This is a genomic window from Aliivibrio sp. S4MY1, assembly GCF_028765545.1.
Taxonomy (GTDB): domain Bacteria; phylum Pseudomonadota; class Gammaproteobacteria; order Enterobacterales; family Vibrionaceae; genus Aliivibrio.
The window spans coordinates 90,917-104,343 of the sequence record NZ_JARACP010000007.1; the positions used below are offsets into that span (position 1 = coordinate 90,917).

Annotated in this window: 7 protein-coding genes and 5 pseudogenes; 7 read left to right on the top strand and 5 right to left on the bottom strand. The window is 35.9% G+C overall.

The window, feature by feature from the left end; all coding sequences use genetic code 11:
* Nucleotides 1-125: 125 nt before the first annotated feature.
* Both PVK71_RS09575 and PVK71_RS09580 read right to left on the bottom strand, forming a co-directional pair.
* Nucleotides 126-352, bottom strand: a pseudogene (locus PVK71_RS09575) (ISAs1 family transposase); the annotation flags it as partial.
* 39 nt (nt 353-391) lie between these two features.
* Nucleotides 392-1,155, bottom strand: a pseudogene (locus PVK71_RS09580) (IS5 family transposase); the annotation flags it as partial.
* 174 nt (nt 1,156-1,329) lie between these two features.
* Between PVK71_RS09580 and PVK71_RS09585 the strand changes: the two are divergent.
* Complete coding sequence (locus tag PVK71_RS09585; RefSeq protein WP_274418273.1) at nt 1,330-3,168, top strand: methyl-accepting chemotaxis protein; 1,839 nt, start codon at nt 1,330-1,332, stop codon at nt 3,166-3,168.
* A 285-nt stretch (nt 3,169-3,453) separates the two neighbouring features.
* Here PVK71_RS09585 and PVK71_RS09590 read toward each other — a convergent pair whose 3' ends face one another.
* Both PVK71_RS09590 and tnpC read right to left on the bottom strand, forming a co-directional pair.
* Nucleotides 3,454-3,834, bottom strand: coding sequence for a YgiW/YdeI family stress tolerance OB fold protein (locus PVK71_RS09590; protein ID WP_130048337.1), 381 nt, complete (start codon nt 3,832-3,834; stop codon nt 3,454-3,456).
* Between the two features lie 459 nt (nt 3,835-4,293).
* Nucleotides 4,294-5,424, bottom strand: a pseudogene (tnpC, locus tag PVK71_RS09595) (IS66 family transposase); the annotation flags it as partial.
* Nucleotides 5,425-5,574: 150 nt separating this feature from the next.
* Between tnpC and PVK71_RS09600 the strand changes: the two are divergent.
* Nucleotides 5,575-5,716: pseudogene (locus PVK71_RS09600) on the top strand (DUF4277 domain-containing protein); the annotation flags it as partial.
* A 39-nt stretch (nt 5,717-5,755) separates the two neighbouring features.
* Here the strand turns inward: PVK71_RS09600 and PVK71_RS09605 are convergent.
* The gene (locus PVK71_RS09605; protein ID WP_274418272.1) at nt 5,756-5,995 is read right to left on the bottom strand and encodes a hypothetical protein; all 240 of its coding nucleotides are present in this window, start codon (nt 5,993-5,995) and stop codon (nt 5,756-5,758) included.
* Between the two features lie 307 nt (nt 5,996-6,302).
* Here PVK71_RS09605 and PVK71_RS09610 point away from each other — a divergent pair, with 307 nt between their 5' ends.
* From PVK71_RS09610 to PVK71_RS09630, 5 genes and pseudogenes are all read left to right on the top strand, one after another.
* Complete coding sequence (locus PVK71_RS09610; protein WP_274418271.1) at nt 6,303-8,051, top strand: methyl-accepting chemotaxis protein; 1,749 nt, start codon at nt 6,303-6,305, stop codon at nt 8,049-8,051.
* Nucleotides 8,052-8,266: 215 nt separating this feature from the next.
* Nucleotides 8,267-8,656, top strand: a pseudogene (locus PVK71_RS09615) (transposase); the annotation flags it as partial.
* Nucleotides 8,657-9,311: 655 nt separating this feature from the next.
* Nucleotides 9,312-10,403 (top strand): tyrosine-type recombinase/integrase, encoded by a 1,092-nt coding sequence (locus PVK71_RS09620; protein WP_274418270.1) that lies wholly within the window; start codon nt 9,312-9,314, stop codon nt 10,401-10,403.
* Between the two features lie 169 nt (nt 10,404-10,572).
* Nucleotides 10,573-12,060 (top strand): hypothetical protein, encoded by a 1,488-nt coding sequence (locus PVK71_RS09625; protein WP_274418269.1) that lies wholly within the window; start codon nt 10,573-10,575, stop codon nt 12,058-12,060.
* 109 nt (nt 12,061-12,169) lie between these two features.
* Entirely contained in the window at nt 12,170-13,123 is a 954-nt protein-coding gene (locus PVK71_RS09630) for a hypothetical protein (protein WP_274418268.1), read from the top strand.
* Nucleotides 13,124-13,427: the final 304 nt, after the last annotated feature.

Here is a 13,427-nt window from a genome sequence, read left to right on the forward strand (position 1 = left end):
TCTTTGTTAATTCACTTAAGACCAAAATAATCAATCACTATATTTTACCAAATTAAACACCAACTATGTATTTTTATACTGTATTTTTTGTATATAACCACGACTAACGCATGTTTATACCGCGGCTAGAGCATTTTAATTCCCGCATCCAAAAAGACTGACCTGTACTTATCATCAATAGCAGCTATCTTCTTTTTTTCTCACCATGTTGATATTTTTAGTCGTATCTTGCTTGAAAATACTCAAAGCTATTTTCCTCAATACATTGAATGCTAATGCTTCACTTACCTCTTCGGATGCGAGATTCATCTTCTCTAAACGTCATATCTAACATCCAATGGGCGTTGTTGACCAAATCATTTGAACCTTTCCTAAATCCTAGGTTCTGAACTTTGATCATTACGTGAGTCTCACCAACCTGAGCGTTGTAGCTCTTCAGGCTTAATTTCCCACCTAACAATTATTTCGCGTGTCTAATAATGAGCTTATGGTAGCCATACCGCTAAGTTGCGAAGATGTCCTTGTTACCGGCTGCCCCTTTTCGTGGCGGGATGGTCGGAACCGATCGCTTGATTCGTATAGCATCATGGCAAGTCCTTGTGTCATAAGCTCCATCACCTGATATCTCAATAATTTTACGACGTGTCTGCTAAGTAAGTTGGGAAGCACTTCAGCATCGATTACGTTAGATAGACTCAACTCCGTTGCGACTATTTTGTGTGTGCTTGTATCTACTGCGAGATGTAATTTACCCCTGACTCTGCGCCTCCCATCAGTACCATGCTTCTTGACCTTCCACTCACCCACGCCATAAACCTTAAGACCAGTGGCATCAATGGTCAGATGTTATATTGCTCCTCTGGCTTTAGTTTTAAATGAAACTTCAATTTCCTTAGCTCGACGAGCTATACAGGTATAGTGTGGACTAACAAGCGGGATATTAGTTAATGTAAATACTGAGCCTAGAAAACCTTACAGTGCTCTCAATGGCATAGAGAAAACGCGTTTCACCATCAGTGCGGTAGTAATGGCTAAGTTGCTGAATCGGCGAGATCTATCACGTTTGCCTTGTTTGTTTTGCTTCTACTCGGCTATCGCTTTCTCATCAATCCAAAAGGTCAAAGAACCACGGTTTATTAAGGCTACTACTTCCAATTTAGTTGTATTTTAATGAGGTTTAGGTATGAGGCTACGACAATTAATGGGTGTAGCCGACCAGATCGTAGCTTCTTGATTTAGTTCCATCGATTTAAGCAACAAAACCCCTAAAATAAAGTATATTTAAAAATCCTATTTTGTTATATTGTTCTTTTTTAGACATCTAAAATCATGAACGCTAAACTACTAAAGTATATTTCCGCAACATCGTTAATACTCCTTGCTTTTGCTTTATATATTACCAATAACCTGATTACAAAAGATCTTGAAGTTAAAGCCAATAACTTAAGCATTTCAGAATCTAATCTGGTCACATCTATATTCGATAGCAACGTAAAAATTCATCAACAAAGTTTAATGCAATTAAGTAACATTATTAATTTTACAGATGATAACTCAACATTAGAATTATTAACTTCTGTGCATGAAACTAACCTCCGTTATCTCGATGTATATTTTTCTGAATCTAACGGTCGTGCGATCTCATCTCTTGAGAATGGTGAAATTATTGACTTTAACGCATCTCAAAGCGCATGGTTCATAGGTGCTAAATCTAAACCTAAAAGTGTATATGTTAGTGCCCCATATAAAGATGTAATCACTTCTGATTATGTTATAACTTTATCAAAAGCTATTGAATATGGGGATGGAGATATTGGAGTTATAGCTATTGATTTGACAACATCTAATATTATGGACGGTGTAGGGGATATTAAATACTTATTTTATTTTAACAAAGGTACTATTTGGTTAAGTTCTGATAAAAACCAAGTTGGTAAAAATATTAATGACCTCGATGAGGTTTTTAATCATGTTAAATCAAAAGAAATATATATGTATTATTATGATAATAATTGGGTATCTTTGTATAAAGAGAATGTACCGTATGGCGAATCAATTGTATTTACAGACCAAAATTATAATGTAAAGTCAAAATATATTATGTTAAGTATCTCTTTTTCTATTTTGTTTTTTGTTATCGCTGTATTAAGTTGCATTCTATTATCCCTTGTTAGAAAGGAAATAAAAAACATCCCTAGCATAATATCATGGTTAAATCAGATAAGTGAAGGTAAGCTTACAACATTAGAAATAAACAAATCAAATAATGAACTTGATTTAATTGTTAATTCTGTGTCACAACTTTTGATTAAACTATCAGATGTAATAAAATTATCAGTTGATATTTCTAATAATGTAAACAAATCTTCAGCTGAATTAACCTTCATTATGGGAAATTCAGCAAAAAATACCAATAGTGAATTAGCTAAAATAGAAAACATCTCAACAGCAATTAGTGAATTATCAAACACTTCAAAAGAAGTATTATTTAATGCATCTGAAGCGACGAGTGAAACAGTAAAAGCAATTGGTGATATTAATAAAGGTAGTGAATGTTTATATAATTCAATACTATTAACTAAAAACATTAATGAATCAATAAAAGATACAGCTGTTATTATTGAAAAGTTAAAAAATAGAGCTATAGATATCAGTGAAGTAACTAATGTTATTAGTACTATTTCAAGCCAAATAAATTTGTTAGCATTAAATGCGGCAATAGAAGCAGCTCGAGCAGGTGAACATGGGCGTGGCTTTGCAGTTGTTGCTGATGAGGTTAGAAATCTAGCAGCTAAGACTCAATCATCAACGAAAAATATTCAAGAAATTATATCTTCATTACAACAGTTATCAGTAAAAGCTAATGATAATATGACAATCAATGTTGCATCTATTCAAGAATCAGTGTTGTTATCTACTAATGTGAAATTATCATTAGATAGCATAACACAATCAGTTAAATCAATATCAGATATTAACACTTTAGTCGCTAGAACATCTCAAGAGCAATTTACTGTTACAGAGGAAATTGCTAATAATACAACGAAAATGGTTGAACTAGTAAATGAGAATGTAGTATCCGTAAATCAAACTCAACAGGCAGCACAAGAATTAACATTATTAGCTGAAATACAGAATAAAAGAATGTCATTTTTTAAAATAAGTTAAATGAATAATTTTGTTTGTTGCTATTTACTAAACTAGGGAGCCTTTCATACATTTTGTAATCAGATCATTATCACGGATTTTTAAATATTGAATAGCTAGTCACAATTGATTCAATATTTAGCTAGTGTTGAAGCATATCTGTAAAAACAGGCTAAGTGTAGAAGCTGAAAAGGCTCCATAAAGATTGTAATACATATCTCTGGAGCCTTTAGTTTTATTGATGTTAGCTTAACTGACTGGCATTACCTAAAATTTGGCGACCTTTCATAATCAATAACGTTAATACTATTGAACTAGACTTACGCGATCAACATCAATCTTTGTATAGTTAAGTTCTTTATCTATATCACCATGAATCATAATTTTAGTTGTAGGAGTTGCTTGTAAACCAAACCATTTGTCATGATCAATTTCCACATGAATAGTTCCTGTATTATCTTTAAACGTATAAATTTCACCGCCTAAAGATGCAACTAAATAGCCAGTAAGCATTACTGCTGTATCATCACTAAACATACCCGTATCTAAAACTGATTTCACAGTATTAATACCTTGATACGGACCCGAAAAACCACCTTGCTGTGCATTTACTGCTTGGTTAATTACTTGGTTGTTAGCAAAAACAGACGATGATACCAATGTCGCTAATAGAATTAATTTTTTCATTAGAATGAGTTTCCTAAAAGTTAGTAACAACATTATTGCACTGTCAATATGAACTAGAAATGAACAAACAGAAAAAACTCAGACTAATCCAATAATACACATTTAATATAAAGTAATTTACATAGTTACATTAGAGTCAGCCCTAATGTCATAGGGTTAATTTGAGTCCTAAAATCCTTTGTCATCAACTCTTTGTTATGTAGTATTCAAGACTGAACCTTAAGCATTGATATTTGCATAAGTCAATCTAAAATACTGTTTTATCTGGCTTTTCTTTACCTGTGACAAACTAAAATAATGACAACAGCCATAAATCCACATTGTTGACCGCTTTGAAAAACGATACTGAAGGCAATATTTGAAGTGAGATACTACGCCTCATGATCAAGGCCAATAAACTGGCCCAGACTAAACTGAAGTGACCCCCTTAGGTAAGACATGTTGAACATCCAGCCACTATTTAAATTCACCCAATATTGGTTCAGCTTCCTGTTTTCTTATTTTCTTATTTTCTTATTTTCTTATTTTCTGTAGTTCATTTACGGATAATCCCTTTGTCTTTCTTTCTATGCCATAAAGTTTGGCGATGAAGTTGAGGCATCTTTCGGGTTTTCCTGCTTTTTTAGAGGGGGATGCTTTTTCTGCATCGGTGAATTTTCTACTAACGAGTGCCATGCACACGGCTTGTGTCATTGCATCTACGCTGTAGCCACCAGAGAGCAAGTACCCTAAAAGTCTTTTGCACGCGTTGCTGCACGGCTTGGGTGATAATCATAGATAACAACAGGATTTTTAATGAACTCACCACTACGGTAAACCCACATATAAGATTTGCTTTGCGCTTTTCTATCTTTTTCGCGCAGCACTTGTACTGTGATTTCATCTGCACAGATAAGCTTTTCATTAAACAGCCTTGATTTCATCTCATCAATAACGGGTTGTACTTTGTTACCCAACTGAACACACCATTTAGCCAATGTCGCACGGCTAATATCAATGCCTGAGCGGTTTAATATGTCGACCTGACGATACAATGGCAAGGCATCCACGTATTTAGCGGTCACGACTGCCGCAAAGGCCTCAGCACTTCCCATGCTTTTGGGGATCATGCTAGCGGGCTTTGGTACGATGATGATTTTGGATTGAGTTTGTGTTTTTTCACATTGGCGACAAGCGTACTTAGTGCGCTCGTGGCGAATAACACAGACCTTTTGAGGAATGATTTTAAGCTCTTCTGAGGTTTCTACACCACATTCATGCAATGGTTCATCACAACACTCAAAATAAGGTGCGTTGAGTTCATGCAGGTTTATCTCACGCTCAAGCTCTTTTGGTAGAGACTTGCGACCTGTTTTTCTTCTCATCATTAGATTTAAGGAGCGACTTTTGCTGCTCAGCCTCATTAAAAGTACCTTTTGGTAATTTTTCACTTTGTGATGAGAAGCGCTTGGATTTATTTAGGTTTAATTGCTCAACCAAGAGTTCAACTTGAATTTTTAATTCTGCGACTTCTTCTTGTTTGGTAATAAGTAACTTATCTTTAGCTTCATTCTGGTAATGAAGCTGAGATTCCGCAGCCAACTCCAGAATTTAAACTGTGTGAACTAGCGAACATTTTTCAATAAAATCTACGATACCATCTTGACTACGATCGGTCGTTTTGATCTATTACTGTTATTTGACGGTCTCAAATTATGTCTACCCAATCAGTTATTAAACCTTAGATCACACCTCGGACTCATTGCCATTTTCTACCATGAATGATTGATGCTGTAATCTCAAGTATTCAGTGCCCCATGTTTCTCATGGAGATGTGGTATTAGCCATGCTCCTTAATGGACTTGGTTTTCATAGCAGAACACTGCACATGTTTTCAGATTTTTTAAGCGATTGAACTTAATACCCTCATTTTTACGGTCTCTTACTTTTGGTATTTTAACTTCGATATCACCAAGCCCAGTTTGACTATTTCGTTCAGGCTGATAGCCATTTCGGACCACTCGTTTGAGACCATTAATGGTCTCATTCTCGTACTTTCTAGTAATATCGCTAATTCAGCGTCAATAGCTTGAACTAAAAACTGTTGACCCCCTTTTTTCAATAGTTCTTGTAAAGGATTCTCTGGAGTATCCATTGAAATGATATTATTATTGTCATTCATTGCGGTGTAGTTCCTGTTAGTTGTTGACTAGCCAAGATCGATTAACGATTACATCGTAATGTCTCTCCATACACCAGAAATAACTATAGCACCGAAGGTATGGTAATCAATTAAAAATAACAACATTGCAACCTGGAATCTACATTTTATAATGCGCTCACTCAATATACAGGGTTCATCTATGTCTTTAAAAGCAAAATTACTCCTTTCAATATTTATATTCATAACAATAATAATCACAACACTCACAACTATTACATATATAACTCAAAAGAATAATTTACATTCTCAAATTCATTCAGAAACTATGAATATAGGTAAAGTTCAAGCTGAGCGATTTGGTGAATGGTTACTATTACATAAAGACATCGTAAACTCTTTAGCTCAAGACATTAATAATGGTGATGTTATTTTCGCGTTACAACAAGCACAGAAAATTGGTGAATTACAACTAACTTATTTTGCGGAAAATAATGGACGAATGAGAGACTCAGATACGAGCATTGATCGTACCGCATACGATCCATTAACTAAATCATGGTATAATAACGCTTTAGAAAAAAATGCATTAATGACCACAACCCCAAGCTATAGTGCGTCAAGTAAAGATATTTTGCGTATCATGATCGTATCCCCTACGCCAAGCAAAAATGGCGTAGTCGGCGCTAATTTACCGATTGATTCATTGATTAAAAAAGTGAATCACATTCAATTACCCGCTAATGGTAAAACTATTTTAATTCATAACAATGGCATAATTTTAGCTCATTACGATCCTGACAATACTTTAAAACCTATTTCAGAAATTGAACCTACATTAACAACTACAGTATTAAATAAAATAATGAATGCAAATGAAATGTTGAACATTACATTTCAAAGTGACCATGAAAACAAAAGCGTATGGGGAAGTGAAATTCCTAATAGTGACTGGAGCCTAGTTTACATTCTCGAACAAAAAAAAATAGATGCTCCATTAAGAGATTTATTAATTAATAACTTAATACCAGCAGTGATCTTACTATTAATTAGCCTTGTTATCACGGCACTATTAATTGGATTTTTACTTAAACCATTAAACGACATCACCAATTCTTTGCGGAAAATTATTGAAGGCGAGGGAGACCTAACACAAAAAATTACAGCAAAATACATGGATGAGATTGGTCTACTTGCCACCTATTTTAATACCTTTATAGAAGGTATGCACACCATGATTTCTCGTTTACGTGATATTTCTATTGAACTAGAAATTCAATCTCAACAATCTCTTAAAAATACAAATTTAAGTAAAATTAATATCCAAGATCAACAAGATGAGATTAACCTTATTGCAATTGCAATACATGAAATGGCAGCGACCACTCAAGAAATTGCATACAACACAGAAAATGCAGCAAAAGAAGCAAATAACGCGGTTGATTTTTCAATGAACAGTGCGTCAAAAATGAATGAAAGCCAGCAAGCTATTAATGACCTATCCAATAAAACTAAAACTGCAATGGATGTTGTTTATACTTTAAACATCCACTCTCAAAATATATCGACAATATTATCTACAATTAAAAACATTTCAGAACAAACTAATTTATTAGCATTAAATGCAGCTATCGAAGCCGCTCGTGCTGGAGAGCATGGTAGAGGTTTCTCCGTTGTTGCTGATGAAGTTCGCATGTTAAGCCAACGTACACATGCATCAACGGAAGAAATACAAACAACCATTGAAGCCTTACAGGCAATCATTCAAAATGCTATTGATATCATAGATGAAAGCCATTCTCTTGCCGACAATAGCGTATCGAATGTTCAACATGTCTCTCAATCTTTAACTGTAATTAATCAAGTTATCGATCAAATTAATGATATGACCACTACTATTGCCACCTCAGCTGAAGAACAAACTGCGGTTACTAATGAAATTAATCAAAATACTCTTGCGATTCGAGATTCAACAGTATCACTAGTTGCTGATTTAATAAATGCCGAAGAACAGTCTGCAAGATTGGCTGATTTAGCGAATAATTTAAAGCAAGAAATCGCACATTTTAAATTGTAATAATACTCAATTTATGAATTATCCCCCTCCGTGAGACATGACATCAATGTCGCATGGAAGGCTGGGCAGGATCCCAATTTGTGAACAAAATTTGCTTGATTTAAGCGACTATGACCTAATTAACCTGAACTCGGGATAAAAATTGAAGTGAACTAAAAGCTGATTCTGCGATCAGATCTTTCGACCAAGAGAGAACAATCGCAAAGAAACCAACTGTGCATAAACTAGTAGACTTTATTTTGTCATGTCAATGACTTTTGTCAGGTTTTTCTACCTCAATGGAAAAAACTTCAACTAGAGAATGGGGAACGCAAGCGCAACCGTAATGGACGCATGTCTGAAAGTAAAATAATGACCATCATTATTGCTTTTCATATGTCGCATCAACGCGATTTTAAGAACTTCTATTTCACAGATACCACAAAAGTGAATTTCCTACGCTACTAAGCTATACACATTTTCTTGAAGTGATGCCGTCAGTTCTCGCGCCTCTAAATTCTTTCTTCACTCATGTGAAAGGAGATCCCACTGACATTGAGTTTATCTATTCTACTAGTATCAAAGTCTGTCATAACTTACGTATTCCGAGGAACAAAGTGTTTAAACTGAGATTCCGCAGGTATTTTTGTGCTTATTTTCGAAGCATTTAGCGACATTTTCGAAGAAGATATGCACCTTTAGATGATTGCGTCTTGTTCAATAAAATCACTAACAAATCTCGAATAATATCCACCGTAATATCATGCAGTTAGGATTGCTTTTACTTAATCTTACATTAATAGCATGATTCAGAACCTAAATCACGAATGCAGTTAACATACACCTTTAAACTAAGTAATTTGTCACGTTTTAAAATGCCTGAATTGGCTGCGGAATGACGGATTAATACGTCATATGGTTAGTATAACTTTCCACTTAACTAATTCAGCACTCTCTTTGTAAAGTTTTGGCTTTCCGCCATTTTTCTGATTTCACGGCAGTTTTCACTGTACGCAAGTGTGATCAAGATTCCAAAATGTAAAATTCTCAAAAATTCTTTTTTCCGTTCAGACTACTCACCAATGATCCAAAAACTCTAAAATGAACTCGGTTGATAAATTAGGGGAAATTTCATTCTTTTTTTGTTTTGTTATACATAACTCAAGATTACTAGTCATTATTTATTTGTTAATTTTCATAGGCTTAGCCGTTTGACGTACTGTCGTTTTCATCGTAATTTCCATTCGACACGCAGCATTTGGGCTGCGAAATGAGGAAATTATGAAAATAAAAACAATCAACAATTATCTAGACTCTTACTTTGCTGAAAGGCGCTTCATTGTATCTCCCTCGACGCAACGCTCTGAAGCGAGTAAAGGAAATAACATTAGAAAAGCCATTGGCAAACGTACGGTCGACTCTGTTCTGCATAGCGACCTTCACGACCTTATCTTTAAATGGCATAAACGCTTTTCCAATAAATCCATCAATGGACATTTAACTATCCTACGTGCCATTTTTAAACGTGTGATGCTAGACGGCATCATTGAACGTAATCCGATGACAGGTCTAGAAAATCTAAAGAATGTGAAAAATGCTCCGAATCCATTTATGAAATCAGATTTAACACTCATGTATGAATGTAAGAACGTATGTGAACAAGGAAAGAATGCAGTGTTGTTTGATGCACTTACGGGGCTAAGAATCAGTGAACTAATTGCAGTTTCTTGGGATGATGTCGACTGGCAACGTAATGTACTTTACGTTCGTCGTGCTCGTGTACTGAATGATTATAAAGTACCTAAAACACCAGGCTCTGTGCGTGCGGTTGATTTGAATCCGTTAGCTGTGGATATCCTAAAAAAACAGTTAGCCATCACAGGTAAGCGCCGTCGCAAGACTATTGATGTTTTACAGCGAGACAATAAGAGCATTCAGAAAGAGTCGATTGCATTTATTTTTATCAACAGTAAAACACGTCAACCTTATCTTAATGCAAAGCAGTTCAGTAAAGCCTTTTTCACTCCGTTTTTAGAAACGGCTGGCATCGCACACCGAGGTGTTGGTCAACTGCGCCACACGTTCGCTTCGCAATGTTTAACCGCTGGTATCAGCAAAGAGTGGATCAGCCAGCAAATGGGGCACACTGGTACTCATATGATCGACATGCATTATGGAAAGTGGCTTCGTGAAGATGCACCAGATTGTGCCTTGCTTGCTTCTCAGCATCTGCAAGATGCATTTGGAATGCCTGAGGTAAAGCGCACTGTTTCTCTACCAGCGGTGCCTGATGCAGCTTCCAATATGCTCGGTAAGCTGACTAAAAAGCCGCAACTAATGCAGTTGATTCAGGCTATGTTGGAGGATGCATGAGGAGTGTCTTCTCGCTTGAGAACAACTCAAGAGTCGTGCATTTGGTTAATGTGACGACAACGCAACCCGCTGCGCTTGCGTCACACTTTTTGTTCCAAAAAGATGCACGCAAGCTGCGGGCAAGAGGAGTACCTCTTAACTCCCGAACTAGCTCCTCACGGGAGCTAGCATGAAATCGATCCGCTTCTTTCATCGCCGATACAATTTCACATCAAATCAGAAAGACCGTTCTCGTTGTGAGCGATCACTGATGCATTCTCTACGCATAGTAACAGACGCAAATACGGCTAAGCAATTTGAGTGGAATGATCGCTTATTCGATACAAATCTATTATGGCGTAATGGTGAAACGTTTCCGTTGCACTCACTTAGTGATGAGAACAAAGAACAATTACTTTTTACAACCGCGCCAGCGCCACTAATTCGTGATTACACAAAAATACAAACGAAGCATCGGCAGTACCGTAAGAAACTGAAAACAGCAATCGCAGCTGAATACAAAAATGGTAACGAGGCAGCTGCTGCATTTCTAGAAGAGATCCTTGAGTCATCAGGGCATGTCTCGTATAGCAATATTGAAAAGTTCAAAACGATGGTGATGTCGCGGAAAACACAACGAGTCAAAATGTTAGAGACTTATCTTGATGCGCATAACCAAACGCAAAGTGGCCCCAACCTTAATTGCACATTTATTCAAGAAGGCATCTTTAAGATCCCTCATCAATGGAAAGTGAGCAATGAACTTATACCATTACATGAATATGTGGACTTTACCGTTAAATTTTTAACTCATCACTTTCCTGACTATCCGATCAATATGGTGATCGGACATGATGACGAGCGCGATGTCGAGGAGAACACTGGAACACATACCCATTATTTTTTGTCAGGAAGAAACAAAAATACAGGTGAATTTGACTTATTAAGAAACCAAAAGATCGTCGTTAATGAATACATAGACAAGGTTGGTTTGAACGATAAAGTGCTCCCCGTTAATGACGATTTATCTAAAGAGCAAACACGATTTTTTGGGGAGATGTTTCAGAAAATGGTGTTTGAGTATGCTAACGAGCACCTTTTTAGCAAAAAAGGATTAATCGCAGAACTTGCTCCAGAATCAGAACGTAGATCTAAACAGCGTCAAAAAATGAATCAGGAAGCCAAACTACCGAAATCTGAACGGGAGTTCAATTTCCATAATCTAATGATTAAAAAGAAAAAAGAGCAACTATTGGAACTAAATCACCAAGTGACAGATGCAGAAATTCGACTTGATGAAAAAAATACTCAGCTCAACATCATGGTTGGGGAATTACTGATGCTAAAAGAAGAGCAAAGTGAAACTCAGCAGAAAAACTCCATTTTATTAGAGCAAGTACAAGAATTACGTGCTGAAAAACAAACGCTTCTAATAACGTTACGCACATTTAATGATGAATTAATGAACAAACTAACGATCTTCTGTACCAAGCTTTTTATGGCGTTACATACAAAAGATCTTGGTTATCAGCATAAAACAATGCGCTTTCTTGACGAAGCTATGAACACTCTCTTGGAATTACCTGACCCATTGAAGATCAAGGCTCAAAAATTAATCAGTAAATTATCACCTTCTAACAAAGAAGAACGTCCACGACTCGATAGTAAAGATCGATAGCTATCTATGACGCATTAAGCCTCCTATTTGTTTGTTAGTAATGTTTGTTACTAACAAACATTACTAACAAACAAACTCCAACAACTATAAAAATAATCATGGTGAAAAAATGGCCAGGCCAAAATCCTATACTCAAAATGATATTATCAACGCAGCAAATCAGTTAATTGAAAAAGGAACAGAAATTTCAGGATGGCAACTCAGGGAAATAATAGGGCATGGACGGTGTGATACGTTATATAAAGACTTAAAAAGATTGATTGAACAAGGGCATATAAAACTACCAGACAAGTCTAGTATTGAAGTACCACAACCAGCAATAGCTGTACTGGAAGACCCTAAAGTATTGCCTCTACCCATCGAGATCCAGGAGTCACTTAAACTAATTGAAGGGCAATTATCTTCATTACTTTTTGCTCTCGTCACTAAACTCAATGCATCAACTGATACTCACTACGAGCACCTAACACGCGCTCGACTTCTTGAGTCAAAAGCAATTGCTGATGAGGCGGTGACTAAACTAATAACAATAGAGGAGAATCTTCTCATAACTGAAGATCGCGTGAAGGTTCAAGTCGAATTAAATGAACAATTAGAACAAGACAATATCGCATTAGAAGAAGAACTAGGAACAGCAGAACAACAGTGTACTGAACATCTTGCGACGTTAAAATCAATGAGGAATGAGAATGCATCTCTGCTCAGTGAATTGGAGACTGGTCGACAAAATGAAGTTCTGAAAAATGAACAGGTTCTGGCTCTCACTAAACAAAATACAGTATTAGAAACGCAGTGGAATAACTGTCGAACTGAGGTAGAAAAACAAATTGAAACGGAATCTCGGTTACTTGTTGAATTAGATCATGTTAGACAACAGCTCACTATTTTATCAACTAAGTATGAAGGAATAACTCAAGCAGAAGCCAAAGCACAAGCGAAGCTTGAAAGCGCTATAGCAGAAGTAGCTGAGTCAAAAAAGTTAGAAGCGATTCTGTCAGAAAAGATAAGGCACTTAAAGAAGCATCAGCACATTATATTCGACCAACCCATTATTGAGGGATAGTTCAGATTAAATTTAAATAAGATCATTAAAATAGATGATTTTTTCATGGGTTATAAGTACTAGCGGGAAAGTTATCAACACTTAAGTTGTTAGTATAATGTAAAATAATAGAACTTAAACTTCCGATGACTTTTTTGTAGTTACTTATGACTAGGTGTTCTTATTCAATCTGTAAATAAGAACTGGCGATGATTCGTGATAAAAAGCTGAACATTTCCATGTTCAGCTTTTTATATTCTAATCAAGTACCCATTCAGATATTAAAACGACTCCTTATCCGAACGGCATTGACCTTGCTTAAACA

What these genes read in the sequence shown, in the direction of transcription:
- PVK71_RS09585 (WP_274418273.1), top strand. Translation starts at nt 1,330, where the DNA reads ATGAACGCTAAACTACTAAAGTATATTTCCGCAACATCGTTAATACTC.
- PVK71_RS09590 (WP_130048337.1), bottom strand. Translation starts at nt 3,834, where the DNA reads ATGAAAAAATTAATTCTATTAGCGACATTGGTATCATCGTCTGTTTTT.
- PVK71_RS09605 (WP_274418272.1), bottom strand. Translation starts at nt 5,995, where the DNA reads ATGAATGACAATAATAATATCATTTCAATGGATACTCCAGAGAATCCT.
- PVK71_RS09610 (WP_274418271.1), top strand. Translation starts at nt 6,303, where the DNA reads ATGAATATAGGTAAAGTTCAAGCTGAGCGATTTGGTGAATGGTTACTA.
- PVK71_RS09620 (WP_274418270.1), top strand. Translation starts at nt 9,312, where the DNA reads ATGAAAATAAAAACAATCAACAATTATCTAGACTCTTACTTTGCTGAA.
- PVK71_RS09625 (WP_274418269.1), top strand. Translation starts at nt 10,573, where the DNA reads ATGAAATCGATCCGCTTCTTTCATCGCCGATACAATTTCACATCAAAT.
- PVK71_RS09630 (WP_274418268.1), top strand. Translation starts at nt 12,170, where the DNA reads ATGGCCAGGCCAAAATCCTATACTCAAAATGATATTATCAACGCAGCA.